Annotated in this window: 17 protein-coding genes; 9 read left to right on the top strand and 8 right to left on the bottom strand. The window is 46.0% G+C overall.

Annotation, left to right across the window (positions count from 1 at the left end; translation table 11 throughout):
* Nucleotides 1–38: 38 nt before the first annotated feature.
* From KI655_RS15015 to KI655_RS15005, 3 genes are all read right to left on the bottom strand, one after another.
* A complete protein-coding gene (locus KI655_RS15015) occupies nt 39–764 on the bottom strand; it encodes a MipA/OmpV family protein (protein ID WP_285406599.1) in 726 nt (241 codons plus the stop codon).
* 67 nt (nt 765–831) lie between these two features.
* On the bottom strand, nt 832–1,275 hold the full coding sequence (locus tag KI655_RS15010; protein WP_285406871.1) for a YaiI/YqxD family protein: 444 nt from the start codon (nt 1,273–1,275) through the stop codon (nt 832–834).
* A 3-nt stretch (nt 1,276–1,278) separates the two neighbouring features.
* A complete protein-coding gene (locus KI655_RS15005) occupies nt 1,279–1,569 on the bottom strand; it encodes a hypothetical protein (RefSeq protein WP_285406597.1) in 291 nt (96 codons plus the stop codon).
* Nucleotides 1,570–2,286: 717 nt separating this feature from the next.
* Between KI655_RS15005 and KI655_RS15000 the strand changes: the two genes are divergently transcribed.
* Complete coding sequence (locus KI655_RS15000) at nt 2,287–2,832, top strand: GNAT family N-acetyltransferase (RefSeq protein ID WP_285406595.1); 546 nt, start codon at nt 2,287–2,289, stop codon at nt 2,830–2,832.
* Here KI655_RS15000 and KI655_RS14995 read toward each other — a convergent pair.
* Together KI655_RS14995 and KI655_RS14990 are read right to left on the bottom strand one after the other, a co-directional pair.
* A complete protein-coding gene (locus KI655_RS14995; protein WP_150869133.1) occupies nt 2,777–3,085 on the bottom strand; it encodes a DUF3301 domain-containing protein in 309 nt (102 codons plus the stop codon). The two genes, KI655_RS15000 and KI655_RS14995, sit on opposite strands and share 56 nt — an antisense overlap.
* A gap of 52 nt (nt 3,086–3,137) precedes the next feature.
* Nucleotides 3,138–4,178, bottom strand: coding sequence for a DUF3549 family protein (locus KI655_RS14990; protein ID WP_285406592.1), 1,041 nt, complete (start codon nt 4,176–4,178; stop codon nt 3,138–3,140).
* A gap of 87 nt (nt 4,179–4,265) precedes the next feature.
* Between KI655_RS14990 and KI655_RS14985 the strand changes: the two genes are divergently transcribed.
* The gene (locus KI655_RS14985) at nt 4,266–4,580 is read left to right on the top strand and encodes a YqcC family protein (RefSeq protein WP_285406589.1); all 315 of its coding nucleotides are present in this window, start codon (nt 4,266–4,268) and stop codon (nt 4,578–4,580) included.
* The gene (truC, locus tag KI655_RS14980) at nt 4,571–5,314 is read left to right on the top strand and encodes a tRNA pseudouridine(65) synthase TruC (protein WP_285406587.1); all 744 of its coding nucleotides are present in this window, start codon (nt 4,571–4,573) and stop codon (nt 5,312–5,314) included. The genes KI655_RS14985 and truC overlap by 10 nt, the downstream gene beginning before the upstream one ends.
* A 75-nt stretch (nt 5,315–5,389) precedes the next feature.
* Here truC and KI655_RS14975 read toward each other — a convergent pair whose 3' ends face one another.
* From KI655_RS14975 to map, 3 genes are all read right to left on the bottom strand, one after another.
* Nucleotides 5,390–5,773 (bottom strand): DUF3461 family protein, encoded by a 384-nt coding sequence (locus tag KI655_RS14975; protein WP_032551697.1) that lies wholly within the window; start codon nt 5,771–5,773, stop codon nt 5,390–5,392.
* Between the two features lie 174 nt (nt 5,774–5,947).
* Nucleotides 5,948–8,569 carry a bifunctional uridylyltransferase/uridylyl-removing protein GlnD gene (gene glnD / locus KI655_RS14970; protein ID WP_285406583.1) on the bottom strand — a complete coding sequence of 874 codons (2,622 nt, stop codon included), beginning with the start codon at nt 8,567–8,569 and terminating at the stop codon, nt 5,948–5,950.
* A 172-nt stretch (nt 8,570–8,741) separates the two neighbouring features.
* The gene (map, locus tag KI655_RS14965; protein WP_285406581.1) at nt 8,742–9,620 is read right to left on the bottom strand and encodes a type I methionyl aminopeptidase; all 879 of its coding nucleotides are present in this window, start codon (nt 9,618–9,620) and stop codon (nt 8,742–8,744) included.
* 435 nt (nt 9,621–10,055) lie between these two features.
* Here map and rpsB point away from each other — a divergent pair, with 435 nt between their 5' ends.
* From rpsB to KI655_RS14935, 6 genes are all read left to right on the top strand, one after another.
* Nucleotides 10,056–10,787 carry a 30S ribosomal protein S2 gene (gene rpsB, locus KI655_RS14960; protein ID WP_032551700.1) on the top strand — a complete coding sequence of 244 codons (732 nt, stop codon included), beginning with the start codon at nt 10,056–10,058 and terminating at the stop codon, nt 10,785–10,787.
* A 140-nt stretch (nt 10,788–10,927) separates the two neighbouring features.
* Complete coding sequence (gene tsf, locus KI655_RS14955) at nt 10,928–11,773, top strand: translation elongation factor Ts (RefSeq protein ID WP_004738584.1); 846 nt, start codon at nt 10,928–10,930, stop codon at nt 11,771–11,773.
* 155 nt (nt 11,774–11,928) lie between these two features.
* Nucleotides 11,929–12,660, top strand: coding sequence for a UMP kinase (pyrH, locus tag KI655_RS14950; protein WP_032551701.1), 732 nt, complete (start codon nt 11,929–11,931; stop codon nt 12,658–12,660).
* A gap of 90 nt (nt 12,661–12,750) precedes the next feature.
* Nucleotides 12,751–13,308 (top strand): ribosome recycling factor, encoded by a 558-nt coding sequence (gene frr / locus KI655_RS14945; RefSeq protein ID WP_032551765.1) that lies wholly within the window; start codon nt 12,751–12,753, stop codon nt 13,306–13,308.
* 97 nt (nt 13,309–13,405) lie between these two features.
* Nucleotides 13,406–14,158 carry an isoprenyl transferase gene (locus KI655_RS14940; RefSeq protein ID WP_285406569.1) on the top strand — a complete coding sequence of 251 codons (753 nt, stop codon included), beginning with the start codon at nt 13,406–13,408 and terminating at the stop codon, nt 14,156–14,158.
* Nucleotides 14,159–14,173: 15 nt separating this feature from the next.
* Nucleotides 14,174–15,016: a phosphatidate cytidylyltransferase gene (locus KI655_RS14935; RefSeq protein ID WP_285406566.1), complete on the top strand. Its 843-nt coding sequence runs from the start codon at nt 14,174–14,176 to the stop codon at nt 15,014–15,016.
* Nucleotides 15,017–15,019 lie beyond the last annotated feature (3 nt).

Below are 15,019 nucleotides of genomic sequence, written 5' to 3'. Positions count from 1 at the left end.
ACAATGTACCCATATTCAAAAAACGAGACATTAAGAAACTACAGACCTGCGAAACGGTAGGTTAAACCGACCTCAAGCGACCAACCGAGATCTCTCTGAATCAGCGGACTATCGGTATCATGGTGGATAAACTCGGCCTTGCTGATGCCAATCCAATGAGGGCTAAACTCATACAGCCCTATTAACCCTGCCTCGTAAACAAAAGTGCCATCTGCGTTAAAGGCGGCTAAACCCGATGCCGTTGATTCTGCTGCGCTTACGCCATAGAGGTGGTTTGAAAGCTTTTCATCGCGATAGTCGACTTCAAAATACGGGGTGAGGGTAAATGCTGAGTCCCAAGTATTGAGTGTGCGCCCTAAGTGCAGCTGAATCTCATAGCCGTCATGCTCGGAGGTCACATCGTGCAGAAAAGTCACGCGCGCACCAACCGTACCCAGTGTTATACCGAGTTCGCCGCTCCCGTCTCTGTCATCAATACCATTAGGTAAGTCGGTAAAGGTATCGGACACTTCGGCGAAGCGCCACTGACCAGAAAGACCAACATAGGGTAAGACCTGCCAATTGGCTAAGCTGCCGTCAACAAATCCGATAGGGCCTGAATAGAAAAGGTTGGGTGTAGCACCCACTTGAGTTGAGTCCTTGGTTGAAAAGACGCTTTCACCGACGGTAAGACTCCCGCCTACAATACCATATTCTTCACTGGCAAAAGTGGGGTAACTGGCCGTGATAGCCAAGGTAAGTGGAAGGGCGATGCGGGACATCATAAGCAATACTCCGTTATTGTCGTATTAGATAAGAACGGAGCAGTGCTAATTTAATTGCAGGAGTGATTTAGCGCTTAGCGAGAATGCGGTCGAGGTGGTTAGCAAACTCACGGCGATCGGTTTGTGACAGTGACGCAGGGCCACCGGTTTGCACACCGCTTGAGCGCATAGTGTCCATAAAGTCGCGAATGTTGAGGCGCGCCTTGATGGTCTCTTTGGTATAAAGTTCACCGCGAGAGCTCAATGCTAACGCGCCTTTGGTGATGACTTCATCGGCGAGTGGGATATCAGATGTAATCACCAAATCGCCCTTCTCTGTACGCTTTACAATTTCATTGTCAGCAATATCGAAACCACTCGGAACTTGAATCGAGTGGATGTTATTGCGCTTGGGTACAGGGACAACGTGGTTGGCGATAAAGGTACACTCAACACCAGTACGTTCTGCTGCTCGAACAATCGTTTCTCGGATCACCTTTGGACAGGCATCGGCATCAACCCAAATCTTCATCATCTATTCTTTCTCTGCTAGCTTGGCTTCGAGTTGCGTCACGCGCTCGGTGAGTGCAATGATCTGCTGTTCGAGCTGAGCCATCTTATCTGTGGTGTTCTGTTGTGGTGCTGCGACTTCGACTTTCGGGACGCGGTTGGCAGCCTTCCAGCTTTTGATGGTGGTAATGAGTGCTGGCATTGGGACCGGCGTGCTCATGCGTGCCTTTACCAGTGCAACCGTTGGTTCTTTTCCTTGAGCCTGTAGCCCTTCAAGGACACTTTTTAGCTCGTCTGAGACATCTTTCGTTAGCATATTAACCTCCATAACGTCATCTCTCTGTATGTTACTCGCTCAAGCTGTGGATAGCGAATCCTAAAAGCGACATTCGCTTGTGAGAGATCTCTTACAAACGTTGTGAGATAACGCGAATAGTTCTTTAGAGAAATTGATATGCACATGGTTAAGGTGTTGAATTTTAATTGTTTTATATAGTTAACAACTTGGTTGAACTCAAAGTGTGATGCAAATCTATTGTCCGAAATCCTAAATCGCGTAAATTAAACCTTGTCGGAAGGAGTCTGACACGGAACAGGAAAGCACCAAGGATTTGGTTATCTTCAGGACGAAGATTTGGTTACTCAGGATGAGCGATCAAGCATGGAGCACAAGGACATTGTAGGGATACGACAGTTGATAGGATGTTAACTGCAACGGATTGACAATGGACACCTTTAGGATAAAGGTTTGGAACAACATCAGGATGATGTAAAGGACACCGCTCACGGAACAAGTGATGTGCGCTAACGAGGATTGTTAGCTTTCAGGATGATAGGACACCGCTAGGACGGCGAAGTAAAGGAAAGAGCTGAAGGATTACAGCCACTATTATGGATGATGCATGGAGCATTAATTAGTAGCCGGACTGCTGCGAGTAAGACCCTAGCCCTGACACTTCGGTGTCGGGGCTTTTCTTTATCTATTCTTTTCAAATATTTCTCTTCAAAATATTGTCTGCACAAGGAGTGTGATATGACGATTGCGACTGCAAGAACTTTAATAGTCCCTTATACCGAGCAGCTAGAACTCGACTTTATCAAGCTTAATTGCTGCCCAATTAACCGTGCAGAGATGAATGGCCCTCATACTGTCTCTTCGGCAAAACGTCTGTTTCAACATATTCTCACCGATGAGCAGGGCTTTGCTCGTGCCATTCTTCACAACCAAACTCGTGAATACATGGGGCATATCTTCATCTCTCATAGCGAGGGGACGTACGAGCTGGGGTTTATTCTCGACAAGCGCTTTTGGAATCAAGGTATTGCGAGTGAGGTGGTCAAGCCGTTCTTCAATATGGCGAGATTTGAAGCTGACTTAACTGAGGTGGTGGCGACAGTAAATGTCACCCACAATCCATCAATTAAGCTTTTGGATAAGCTCGGTTTTGAGTTTTATGGGACCAAACAAGATGAGTTTGGCCCCTACCACGAATATCGTTACTCGGAGCTTAGTGAAAAAAAAATCACATTCTATGAGGCTGTAGCTCAAAGCGCATCGCACGAAAGCCAACCATGGTAAGGCTGCCTTTATAACAGTCATCACCCAGCGCAGAGAATTCGAACTGATACACAGTGTGCCAACGCCATATCGTGGTTAGCTCATGGCGCATCTTTAACTTATGACCACTGAATGCCACGCTCAGCAACTGGAGATCGAGTTCTTTGCACTTTCTCGCTATCGCCGCTTTGGCGAGCTCTGACTGTCGGCGCTGCTGCCAAAACAGAAAGCAAAAGAAACAAAGAAACAGAATCCCCAATAAATTATCTATCATTCTTCGACACGTCCTTTTGTATCTATCCTCATCTTATCTTTCACCTATTGGTTTACTGCGCTTTTGCGGCTTGCTGTAGCTTAATCAAAGCGTTCGCAAGCTCTGGCGATGGGTTTGAGTTAAGCAGTGGTAAGAATACCATTCTTAAGCTCGGGATCATCACTAGGTCCGCAAACAGTTGATTGAATAGGTTTTGGTTACCCGTTTGTGCAAGGCGTAATAGGAACTGTTCTGCAATGGTCGCGTCTTGCAGTGTGTGCCAGCTTCTTCCTGCTAAGCCAATCAGGACCTCTTGATGACTCAGTCTTGGGCTTGCTAATACACGGCTTGCTACCTCTTTGGTGATTGATTGATTGGCACCAGAAAGAGAGCGAACTAAAGCAGACAGCAAGAACAGGTCTGGGTCTTGGCTTTTGATTTGGTCATCCGCCATCTCTTGAATTCGTTCTGCTAGCTTATCGCTCAGTGTTGCGTGCTCCAGAGCGCCAAGGGTTGCATAGAGAGGCTCAGAAGGGAGTTTGCGAAGCGCTTTACGAATCGCGACGCCGTTTTGCTTGTCACCCAAGCGAGCGCACATATCCGTGATGCCTTGCAAGCCAACGGTCTGCCAGTTTTCCCAGCCTAAATCACCAGTAAAGTAGTGTTGTGCGTGTTCATAGTACTGGCTAGTCGGCAATGAAAGCTCCGCACGAACTTGACTATGGAACACAGCCATTTTGTCTTCTGATGGCTTAAAAGTGTATGGGTTGTTAGAGAGCTTTTGCTGTTGCTCTTCACTCATATCACCGCTCAAACGTGTACCCATTGCCTCTAAAACGAACTTTAGGAAGTTTCCGATATCTGCTTGGCTCAATAGACCACGCTCATCGAGTTTAAACTTCAAGAACCAGATCCAAGGTTGTTTCTGTTCATTCCAGTAGCTGATCGCTAAGTGAGCCTGTTTCTGTAATGGGAACGGGTAGGGCTGCATGCCTTGTTCAACATCGGCAAAAAGATCATTGTCGACTTTTTGAATTCGACGGCCAAGATCGTAGATTTCGTATTGGCAGCCGCTATCTTTCAACAGCTGGGTGAGCGTGTGAATTGTTTCCATCAGTAATAAGCTCCTAACTTTCTTTCCCCAATAGATGGTACTCTATGGCCCAATTTCAAGGTCATGCGATAAATTACTTGGTGAAAAATGACGGCAACCACACAGTTATTCTCTTTGCTTCAGCAGTTGGAGCTGCAATTACAACACGCTCAGCTCTGGAGCCAGACACCACCTTCGGATGAAGCGTTAGCGAGCTCACAGCCGTTTGCGATAGATACTCTTGAACCAGAGCAGTGGTTACAGTGGATATTCATTGCGAAAATCAAGGCGATGATCGCGACAGGAGCTGCGTTACCAAAAGGATTTTCAATTGCCCCTTATTTTGCAGAAGTGTGGAAGAACGACGAGACCAAGAGTGACCTTTTGGTGACGATAAAGCAGATCGATGAGGTATGTGCATAATGTTAGAGATCATCTATCAAGACGAGTACTTTGTTGCGGTGAATAAGCCTGCTGGTATGTTGGTGCACCGTTCATGGCTCGATAAGCATGAAACTCAGTTTGTGATGCAAACACTGCGTGATCAGATCGGTCAACATGTCTTCCCTTTGCATCGTCTAGACAGACCAACATCGGGCGTATTGGTGTTTGCTCTATCAAGTGAAGTAGCATCGGAAGTGATGCCAATGTTTGCTAATCATGAGATGCAGAAAACCTATCATGCGATTGTTCGTGGCTGGATAGAGGAGGGGGATACCTTAAATTACGCGCTTAAGGTTGAGCTAGATAAGATTGCGGATAAGTTTGCGAAGGAAGATAAAGAAGCTCAAGAGGCTGTCACGGTTTATGAGCCGTTAGCTAAGGTAGAAGTGCCTTACTCAACAGGACGATTCCCAACCAGTCGCTACTGCTTAGTTGAGATGCTGCCAAAGACGGGCCGTAAACATCAGCTTCGCCGTCATATGGCGCACCTAAGACACCCAATTGTTGGTGACACCTCACACGGTGACGGCAAGCACAATCGACTATTTAGAGAGAATCTCGATTCGCACCGTCTTCTGTTGCACGCTTCAGAGCTACGCTTCATTCACCCGTTTACTCAGCAAGAGGTGGTGATGAGAGCGAGTTTAGATGAGACTTGGCTGAACCTGTTTAGGCAGTTTGAGTGGGATACTGAGTTAGTTGCGCAGAAGTAAATCGCTGACTAAAAAATAAAGTAAAGGGCTGATAGTGGAAGACTATCAGCCCTTTTTATTAACTTAAGAAAGGGATCACTTCAGTTTTTCTAGATCCGCTTCGATCTCTGCGATCTTGCTTGAAACTACTTTTTCTAGGTGACGTAAGTCGGTCAGTATCTTCTGTTTCACATCGACGTCACTGCTTGGTGATGGCTTGGTGATCTTATTCAGCTCATCAATCACTAGCGTTAGATTGCGGTTGATCTCAGTAACTTCCTTATACTGGTTGTTACCGCCGCTGACCAACACACTTTTTACTTGGCGTGGGTATTTGAATTTGACGCTTTTAGCGAACAGCTCGCCTTTTTGTTTGCGGAAGTAGATCTTTAGGATGTCTTTGTGAGCTTCTTGACGAAGTGAGTAACGTTCAATCTGTTTAGGTTCATGAATGCCTAAGCCAGTGAGGTTTGGATACATAAGCGACCTCTAGTATCTGAATGGAAGACGGATTACATAGGTTAATGTAGCAGCCTAATCATGAGCTAGATAGCGCTGGTGAATGAATTGATACTAAGTTGTGGGCAAGATCGCTCTCTCGACCTTGCCCACACTAAAAGCAGAATATTCAACTACCTGCTAGAGGTGGTCTAACTATGGCGCGAGCTCTGATACGTGCTCAGTAAGACGTTCACGTAGGGCTTGCTGTTGCTCTTCGGTTAAGCGCCCTCCAATATCACTGGTTAAGATAAACAAGTCTTCGGCACGTTCACCTATGGTGGTAATTTTTGCTGCATGTAAGTTGATGTTGAGCTCGGCAAAGGTTGCACCCACTTGCGCCAACAATCCTGGCGTGTCGAGCGCTCTTAGCTCCATTAAGGTACGCTTTTTACTCTTGGTTGGTAAAAACTCTACGGAAGTTTTCACCTTAAAGTGCTGCAAATTACGCGGTGTGCGACGAGTGCGTATCTTGGTTGGACGACCATCAGCCAGTACATGGGTAATATGTTTGATGACGGCTTTGTGTCTCGCTTCATCAATCGCTTCACCATGTTGGTCAAGCACCATAAAGGTATCCAGTACATGGCCATCTTTACTCACCATGACCTGTGCATCGTGAACGTTGAAGTTTCGTCTATCCAGTTCAGCAACCACGGTCGCAAACAGGGCTGGCTGATCTTTTGAATACACAAACACTTCGGTACCGCCGCGTGTTGCCTTTTTACTGATAAGAACAAGCGGTTGGCTTGGATCTTCGAGGCGGAGTAAGTTTTCACAGTGCCATGCGATTTGCTTATGGGTATGGCGCAGGAAGTAGTCTGCTTTAAAGCGCTGCCAAAGCACTTCAATTTCACGAGCAGTGAACCCTTCTTTACGTAGCAGCGCAGAAGCCATTTGTTGGTTGTGGCGAATGCGGTCACGCACATCGACCGGATTTTCCAAACCACGACGCAGGGCGCGCTGGGTTGAGTGGAATAACTCTGCCAATAGGGTGCGTTTCCAGCTGTTCCAAAGTTCTGGGTTGGTTGCACAAATATCTGCGACGGTTAAGCACACAAGGTACTCTAGTGACTCTTCATCACGAACTTTCTTGGCAAATTCGGTGATCACATCTGGGTCGTAGATGTCACGACGTTGAGCCGTTACTGACATCAGTAGGTGGTTTTGAACCAGCCAAGAAACCAACTTAGCTTCGGGCTTCGATAAGCCATGCTCAATACAGAAAGAGTAGGCCTCAACGGCACCGATCTCAGAGTGATCACCACCGCGCCCTTTACCGATATCATGGAAAATGGCTGCCAGAATCAACAGCTCTTTTTTCTGAATACGTGGGTAAACCTCACAACAGATAGGGTGCTTATCATGGTTGGTTGCGTAGCTAAAGCGGTTGATATGCTTGAGCAGTCGAATACTGTGCTCATCCACGGTGTAAACATGGAATAGGTCAAACTGCATCTGACCAACAATCTGACTCCATTGCGGTAGGTACGCAGATAGAACACCAAGTTTGTGCATTAAGCTAAATGCCTTATGCAGAGCATTCGGGTGACGAACCAGAGACATAAACTTCTCACGCGCCTCTGGAATGGTATGCAAGAAGCGATTAAGTCTACGACGCGCAGTACGCAGCTGACGCAGTGTCGGTGGGCTCACGCCCTCAATAGAGGAGTCGTTGGCGATATGGATAAACATATCAAGAATCGTTTCTGGTCGAGCTTGGAACAGGGCAGGCTTGCGCGCTTCAATCAATGCTCCACGCCTTTGGAAGTCGTCATCCAGAATTTGCGCTTCTTGCGTCTCGCCACCATTGATGATCGCTTGGTCAAACAGTTTGAGTAGCATTTTATTGAGCTCAGCGACACGGCGCAGGGTGCGGTAGAACTCCTTCATCATCATCTCAACGCCGCGGTTGCCTTCGCCAGAGTAGCCTAGGTGCTCAGCAACTTGGGCTTGATGGGCAAAGGTGAGTCGGTTGTCGTAGCGACGCAATTCGATATGCAGGGCAAAACGTACACGCCATAAGAAATCCTGACACTCGACCAGCTCGCGGTATTCAGCATCAGTCAGAAAGCCGTATTTACTCATTTCAAGCAGCGAGGTGGCGCCAAAGTGACGACGAGCTACCCAGCTCAATGTATGAATATCACGCAGGCCGCCTGGTGTTGATTTGATATCCGGCTCTAGGTTGTAGGTTGTGTCGTGGTAGCGTGCGTGGCGTTCTTTTTGTTCTTGGATCTTGGCTTTGTAGAAGGTCTCACTTGGCCAGAATGAATCAGAATGGATTTTAATTTTCAGTTGCTGGAAGGTATCTTCACTGCCGCATAGTAAACGAGACTCTTGCAGGTTGGTGGCGACGGTTAAGTCTGCACTACCAATATCCAAACACTCTGCCACGGTTCGAACAGCGTGTCCGACTTCAAGCCTCAAATCCCACAGTAGGGTGATGAATTGACTAACTTTATCGCCAAGCGCTTGGGGTAAGGTTTTCTGAGAAACCACCAAAATATCGATGTCTGAGAGTGGGTGTAATTCACCACGACCGTAACCGCCGACCGCGACAAGACTGATGTGAGGTAGTGTGCTGAAACCGAAGTGTTGCCATAAGCGGGTGAGTAGGCGATCCATGTATTCAGAGCGTGAGAGCACAAGGTCGGTCACTGGGTGGTGATTCAGAAACTCGTTTTTTTGATTCTCGGTGAACTGTTCGAGTTGTTGTTTGAGTTCACTGATTTCTATCTGTTCTTCTTTGAACGTAAGAGGGCATTGGTATGGCATAGTCTGCTATCCGTGCAAGCAAAAATAGGATTAACAGATAATTTACCAGAGGTTAGGCAGAAATCGAAATGGTTGTGAAAACGGTTGCGAAGCAGTGGTTGGGATAGGCAGATAAAAAATATCCCCGACAGTGCGGGGATATTCATAAACAAAGGTTACTAGAGTCTGGTGACTACGCGTTCTTCATGATACGTGGAATGGTGTCATCGCTACGTAGGGTTAGGACTTCACAACCTGTATCCGTTACAACTAGCGTGTGTTCCCACTGCGCAGAGTTTTTGCTGTCTGCGGTGTACACAGTCCAGCTGTCTTCGTCATCAAGACGGCAGCCAAACTTACCTGCGTTGATCATTGGCTCGATAGTGAAACACATACCCGCTTTCAGTACTGTGCGGTCATTGTTTTTGTAGTGTACGACTTGTGGATCTTCGTGGAACTCAGAACCGATGCCGTGGCCACAGTAATCTTTTACGATAGAGAACTTAGCACGAGGGTTGTTCTTGTTGTTGGTCTTGATGTACTTCTCAATCGCAGTACCGATTTGACCCAGTTGAACACCTGGCTTAACTTGGCGCATGCCTTCGTATAGGGCTTCTTGTGCAACCATACATAGACGTTTGTTTGCAGGTGATACGTCACCAACTAGGAACATTTTAGAAGTGTCACCGTGGTAACCTTGAGGACGTACGCTTAAGTCTGCGTCTTTGTCATCAGGGATGATAACCGTGATGTCTACGTTTAGGATGTCACCATCTTTAAGTACAGCTGGCTTGTGCTGACCAGTGCTGCCCACTTCGTCTTGCTCTGCTGGGATACCGTGACAAACGATGTGGTTGATAGAAGTACAAATCGACTTAGGGAAACCATGGTAATCAAGGGGAGCTGAATATGCGCCTTTCTCTAGAGCGTACTCGTGGCAAAGCTGGTTCAGCTCTTCCGTTGTCGTACCCACTTGAATGTGAGGTTCGATCATCTCTAAGATTTCTGCAGCCAGTTTACCGGCGACGCGCATTTTTTCGATTTCTTCAGCAGTTTTAATTTTTACAGCCATTGCATATCTCTTAATTAGGTCGCACCTAAGTGTGCGTATGGGGCTATTCTAGCAGTGCAGCAGTTTAGCGCAACACTGCCATATCCATACTAAAGGGGTGGTTACTCTTAGTGCTGGTGGAAAGACGACAAATGATTCCATCACAGCGACGTAAAAATGCACTTTATCAGTAGCTGTTGTTGAGCCTTAAAACAGAATTTTTTCTAGCCAAAGATAGACAAAATATGGTATAAAGCGCGCCGGACATCAGGACTGTTTTCTCCCTCTTGGCGAAACAGCCTTTGTGTTCACTTACTATATCTTTAAATCACACACATTCCGACACATGTTCCGGGGTGCTTCAACAACATAAATTAACCGCTGCTTTAAGCCGTTAGTTGTTAGGGGTCGGATTCATGGGGGATGTGGAGGCCTAACCCCATAGAGGATTTTAAAATGGCAACTGTATCAATGCGCGATATGCTAAAAGCTGGTGTTCACTTCGGTCACCAAACTCGTTACTGGAACCCAAAAATGAAGCCATTCATCTTTGGTGCTCGTAACAAGGTTCATATCATCAACCTAGAAAAAACTGTACCAATGTTCAACGACGCTCTAGCTGAACTAGCTAAAGTTGGCGAGAAGAAAGGTAAAGTTCTTTTTGTTGGTACTAAGCGCGCTGCATCTGAAGCTGTTAAAGAAGCTGCTGTAAACAGCAACCAGTTCTACGTTAACAACCGCTGGTTAGGCGGTATGCTAACGAACTACAAAACTGTTCGTCAGTCTATCAAGCGTCTAAAAGACCTAGAAGCTCAAGCTCAAGACGGTACTTTCGACAAGCTAACTAAGAAAGAAGCTCTAATGCGCACTCGTGAAATGGAGAAGCTAGAGAAGTCTCTTGGTGGTATCAAGAACATGGGCGGCCTACCAGACGCTCTATTCGTAATCGATGCTGATCACGAACACATCGCAGTTAAAGAAGCAAACAACCTAGGTATCCCAGTTTACGCTGTAGTTGATACTAACTCTAACCCAGACGGCGTTGACTTCGTTATCCCAGGTAACGACGATGCAATCCGTGCAGTACAGCTTTACCTAAACGCTGCTGCAGATGCGGTTAAAGAAGGTCGTAACAAAGATGTTGCTGCTGTAGCTGCTGAAAAAGATGGTTTTGTAGAAGCTGAATAATAGCGGCTCTGAATCACGCTTGGCTTACTAATCTAGATTTTGAAATCTTTATTAAATGTAAGCTAAGTTATAGTTAGATCGGGGGCCTCATTTTGGCCCCTGATTTTTACCTTATTTTCGAATCAACCGAGGAATAGAGAATGGCAACTGTAACTGCTGCTCTAGTTAAAGAACTTCGCGAGCGCACTGGCGCTGGCATGATGGAATGTAAGAAAGCGCTTGTAGAAGCAAACGCTGACATCGAACTAGCAATTGAAAACATGCGTAAATCTGGCGCAGCGAAAGCAGCTAAGAAAGCTGGTAACGTTGCTGCTGAAGGCGCAATCATCATCAAAGAAGAGAACGGCGTAGCTGCTCTTCTTGAAGTTAACTGTCAAACTGACTTCGTAGCAAAAGATGCTAGCTTCACTGCATTCGCAGAAGAAGTAGCAGCTGACGCAGTAGCTACTCAAGCTTCTGTAGAAGAGCTACAAGCTAAGTTCGAAGAAACTCGCGTTGCTCTAGTTGCAAAAATCGGCGAAAACATCAACATCCGTCGCGTAGCATACGTACAAGGTGCTGCACTTGCTTCTTACCGTCACGGTGAGAAAATCGGTGTTGTTGTAGCTGGTGAAGGCGAAGCTGAAACTCTTAAGCACGTTGCAATGCACGTTGCTGCATCTCGTCCTGAGTTCGTTAACCCAGAAGACGTACCTGCAGACGTAGTAGCTAAAGAGAAAGCTGTTCAAGTTGAAATCGCTATGAACGAAGGCAAGCCTCAAGAGATCGCTGAGAAAATGGTTATCGGCCGTATGAAGAAATTCACGGGCGAAATCTCTCTAACAGGTCAAGCTTTCATCATGGAACCTAAGAAAACTGTTGGCGAAATCCTTAAAGAGAAAGGCGCTGCAGTATCTAACTTCGTACGTCTAGAAGTTGGTGAAGGTATCGAGAAAGCTGCTGAAATGAGCTTCGCTGACGAAGTTGCAGCGGTACAAAAAGGTTAATCCTTAGCGTATTGTTCGAAAAAAGACCGTGGCCCATGCTACGGTCTTTTTATGAATAGCGCATGGAAAATTAACCGTGATGAATGGATAAGAATCTCAACACATTTTTGTCTATTCATGACTGTTAATCATCAACTCTTTGGAAGGTAAACTCCATGACTACGAACCCTAAACCAGCGTATCAACGTATTCTGTTAAAACTTAGCGGTGAAGCGCTACAAGGCGAAGAAGGTTTTGGTATTGACCCAACGATCCTTGATCGTATGGCTCAAGAAGTAAAAGAATTGGTTGAACTAGGTGTTCAAGTAGGTGTTGTAATTGGTGGCGGTAACCTTTTCCGTGGCGCAGGTCTTGCTGAAGCAGGTATGAACCGCGTTGTGGGTGACCACATGGGTATGCTAGCAACAGTAATGAACGGCCTTGCTATGCGTGACGCTCTACACCGTGCTTACGTAAACGCACGTGTAATGTCTGCAATCCCTCTTAAAGGTGTGTGTGACGACTACAACTGGGCTGATGCGATTTCTCAACTTCGTCAGGGGCGTGTTGTGATCTTCTCTGCGGGTACAGGTAACCCATTCTTCACTACAGATTCTGCTGCATGTCTACGTGGTATCGAGATTGAAGCGGATGTTGTGCTAAAAGCAACTAAAGTAGATGGTGTATTTACCGCTGACCCAGTAGCAAACCCAGACGCAGAGCTGTATGATACTTTGTCTTACAACACAGTTCTTGAGAAAGAGCTAAAAGTAATGGACTTGGCTGCATTTACGCTAGCACGTGATCACAAGATGCCAATCCGCGTATTTAACATGAACAAGCCAGGCGCACTACGTCGCGTGGTGATGGGTGAGACTGAAGGTACATTAATCAGCGAAACTGAATAATGACCCTCTCGCCAAGGTATTGCCTTGGCGAGTTTATTTTCATCACTCCTAAAAGCTTTCTTGAAGAAAGAACATAATCAAGGTGAAATTGTGATTAACGAAATCAAAAAAGACGCTCAAGAGCGCATGGAAAAAAGTGTTGAAGCACTAAGAAATAGCCTTCAAAAAATCCGTACAGGTCGTGCACACCCAAGCCTACTGTCTGGTATTTCTGTAGAGTACTATGGTGCACCAACACCTCTGACTCAAGTTGCTAACGTTATCGCTGAAGATGCTCGTACTCTAGCAATCACAGTGTTTGATAAAACACTAACGCCACTAGTTGAAAAAGCGATCATGACTTCTGACCTAGGTCTAAACCCTATGTCTGCGGGTACGGTTATCCGTGTTCCACTTCCACCGCTAACGGAAGAGCGTCGTAAAGACCTAGTTAAGATCGTTCGTGGCGAAGCTGAAGGTGGCCGTGTTGCTATCCGTAACATCCGTCGTGACGCAAACAGCGACCTAAAAGCGCTTCTTAAAGACAAAGAAATCTCTGAAGACGAAGATCGCAAAGCACAAGACGAAATTCAAAAGCTAACTGACGCTGCGGTTAAGAACGTAGATGAAGTACTCGCAACTAAAGAAAAAGAGTTGATGGAAGTTTAATTTTCCACATTCTTCTCTGTTGGAAAAACGCTGTTCTCACCGTTCAGCGTTTTTTTATGCTACTCTGTCCGACTATTAGAATTTGATTCACTCTTTTATGCATAATTCTCAAGCGTTCACAGACTCTCTCCCAAAACACATTGCAATCATCATGGATGGCAATGGCCGCTGGGCTAAAGCTCAGGGCAAGCCTCGTGTCTTTGGTCATAAAAACGGCGTACAAGCGGTTCGCAAAACCATCTCATCTTCTGCAAGACTCGGCATTAAAGCTGTGACTCTCTTCGCGTTTAGTAGCGAGAACTGGCGTCGCCCAGAAGAGGAAGTGGGTGTTCTGATGGAGCTGTTTATCACGGTTCTAGCGAGCGAAGTCAAAAAGCTCCATAAAAATAATCTACAACTGCGTGTTATTGGTGATAAAAGTCGTTTCAATGAGCGACTACAAAAGAAAATCGAAGAAGCGGAAGCTTTGACCAGTAATAACACCGGTATGGTGGTTAACATTGCCGCGAACTACGGCGGTAAATGGGATATTCAACAAGCGGTTAAATCGATTGCAGCTCAAGTTAAAGAGGGTGAGCTCAATGTCGATGACATCGATGAGCCTTTGATCACTTCACATCTCACAATGTCTGATATTCCAGAAGTCGATCTGCTTATTCGCACTAGTGGTGAATGTCGAATCAGCAACTTCATGCTGTGGCAACTTGCTTACGCAGAAATGTATTTCACTGAACAGTACTGGCCTGATTTCAACGAAGATAGCTTAGTTGAGGCGGTGACATGGTTTGTCAATCGAGAGCGTCGATTTGGCTGTACTGGCGAGCAAATCAAAGCAATGATGGACAGCTAATAAGGATTTTTTAGTTTGAAACAACGAATTATAACTGCGCTGATCTTAGCTCCTCTGGTTATTCTTGGCATTTTTGAGTTATCACTAGCAACATTCATCCTATCACTGGCCGTGATTACCCTTTTAGGTTACTGGGAATGGACTCAATTTGTAGAGAGTAAATCTCGCTACTTAGCCTTGGTGCCGACGGTTGCTATCAGTGCGGCGAGTTTTTTTCTTATTCCGTTTGACGCATTCAGCCTAAATCACTTATCAACAGCGCACTTTGCTGTTTTAGCAATTGGCTCTGTATGGTGGGTAATCGCGAGTGCTCTTGCTGTTAGTTACCCCAAATCAACGTCTTCTTGGCAAGATTCTACTCTACTGAGACATTGTTTCGGTATTTTGACACTGCTACCGTTTTTTTGGAGTGTGGTGATTCTACGAGCGAACGGTATTGATCAAGACCCTTATCATGGCGCTAAGCTGGTGATGTTTGTTTGCCTATTGGTATGGGCAGCAGACAGCGGTGCTTACTTTGCTGGCAAGAGTTTTGGTAAACGCAAAATGGCGCCGGCCGTAAGCCCAAATAAAACCATCGAAGGTCTGATTGGCGGCATTATCACAGCTGTCATCGTTGCTTGGATTTTTGCTGGCCTGTTTGATATTCAATTTACCAGTCCAATTCAGATGATCGTGATTACACTTATAACAGTGGTGATCTCTGTGCTGGGTGATCTCGTTGAAAGTATGTTTAAGCGAGTCTCTGGTATCAAAGACAGCAGTAACTTGATTCCGGGTCATGGAGGAATCCTTGACCGAATTGATAGCTTAACGGCTGCTTTCCCTGTCTTTGCCCTGCTTTACTTAGCATTCTAAATT

The organism is Vibrio sp. D404a, assembly GCF_030248535.1.
Lineage (GTDB): Bacteria > Pseudomonadota > Gammaproteobacteria > Enterobacterales > Vibrionaceae > Vibrio.
The sequence above is the reverse complement of the archived record's forward strand: the minus strand, read 5'-3'. Positions and strand labels throughout refer to the sequence as shown.

Excerpts from the sequence above, each read along its gene's own strand:
- rpsB (WP_032551700.1), top strand. The coding sequence starts at position 10,056 with ATGGCAACTGTATCAATGCGCGATATGCTAAAAGCTGGTGTTCACTTC.
- map (WP_285406581.1), bottom strand. The coding sequence starts at position 9,620 with ATGGCTGTAAAAATTAAAACTGCTGAAGAAATCGAAAAAATGCGCGTC.
- KI655_RS15005 (WP_285406597.1), bottom strand. The coding sequence starts at position 1,569 with ATGCTAACGAAAGATGTCTCAGACGAGCTAAAAAGTGTCCTTGAAGGG.
- KI655_RS15010 (WP_285406871.1), bottom strand. The coding sequence starts at position 1,275 with ATGAAGATTTGGGTTGATGCCGATGCCTGTCCAAAGGTGATCCGAGAA.
- KI655_RS15015 (WP_285406599.1), bottom strand. The coding sequence starts at position 764 with ATGATGTCCCGCATCGCCCTTCCACTTACCTTGGCTATCACGGCCAGT.
- truC (WP_285406587.1), top strand. The coding sequence starts at position 4,571 with ATGTGCATAATGTTAGAGATCATCTATCAAGACGAGTACTTTGTTGCG.
- KI655_RS14985 (WP_285406589.1), top strand. The coding sequence starts at position 4,266 with ATGACGGCAACCACACAGTTATTCTCTTTGCTTCAGCAGTTGGAGCTG.
- KI655_RS14940 (WP_285406569.1), top strand. The coding sequence starts at position 13,406 with ATGCATAATTCTCAAGCGTTCACAGACTCTCTCCCAAAACACATTGCA.
- KI655_RS15000 (WP_285406595.1), top strand. The coding sequence starts at position 2,287 with ATGACGATTGCGACTGCAAGAACTTTAATAGTCCCTTATACCGAGCAG.
- pyrH (WP_032551701.1), top strand. The coding sequence starts at position 11,929 with ATGACTACGAACCCTAAACCAGCGTATCAACGTATTCTGTTAAAACTT.
- tsf (WP_004738584.1), top strand. The coding sequence starts at position 10,928 with ATGGCAACTGTAACTGCTGCTCTAGTTAAAGAACTTCGCGAGCGCACT.
- KI655_RS14975 (WP_032551697.1), bottom strand. The coding sequence starts at position 5,773 with ATGTATCCAAACCTCACTGGCTTAGGCATTCATGAACCTAAACAGATT.
- KI655_RS14995 (WP_150869133.1), bottom strand. The coding sequence starts at position 3,085 with ATGATAGATAATTTATTGGGGATTCTGTTTCTTTGTTTCTTTTGCTTT.
- KI655_RS14990 (WP_285406592.1), bottom strand. The coding sequence starts at position 4,178 with ATGGAAACAATTCACACGCTCACCCAGCTGTTGAAAGATAGCGGCTGC.
- glnD (WP_285406583.1), bottom strand. The coding sequence starts at position 8,569 with ATGCCATACCAATGCCCTCTTACGTTCAAAGAAGAACAGATAGAAATC.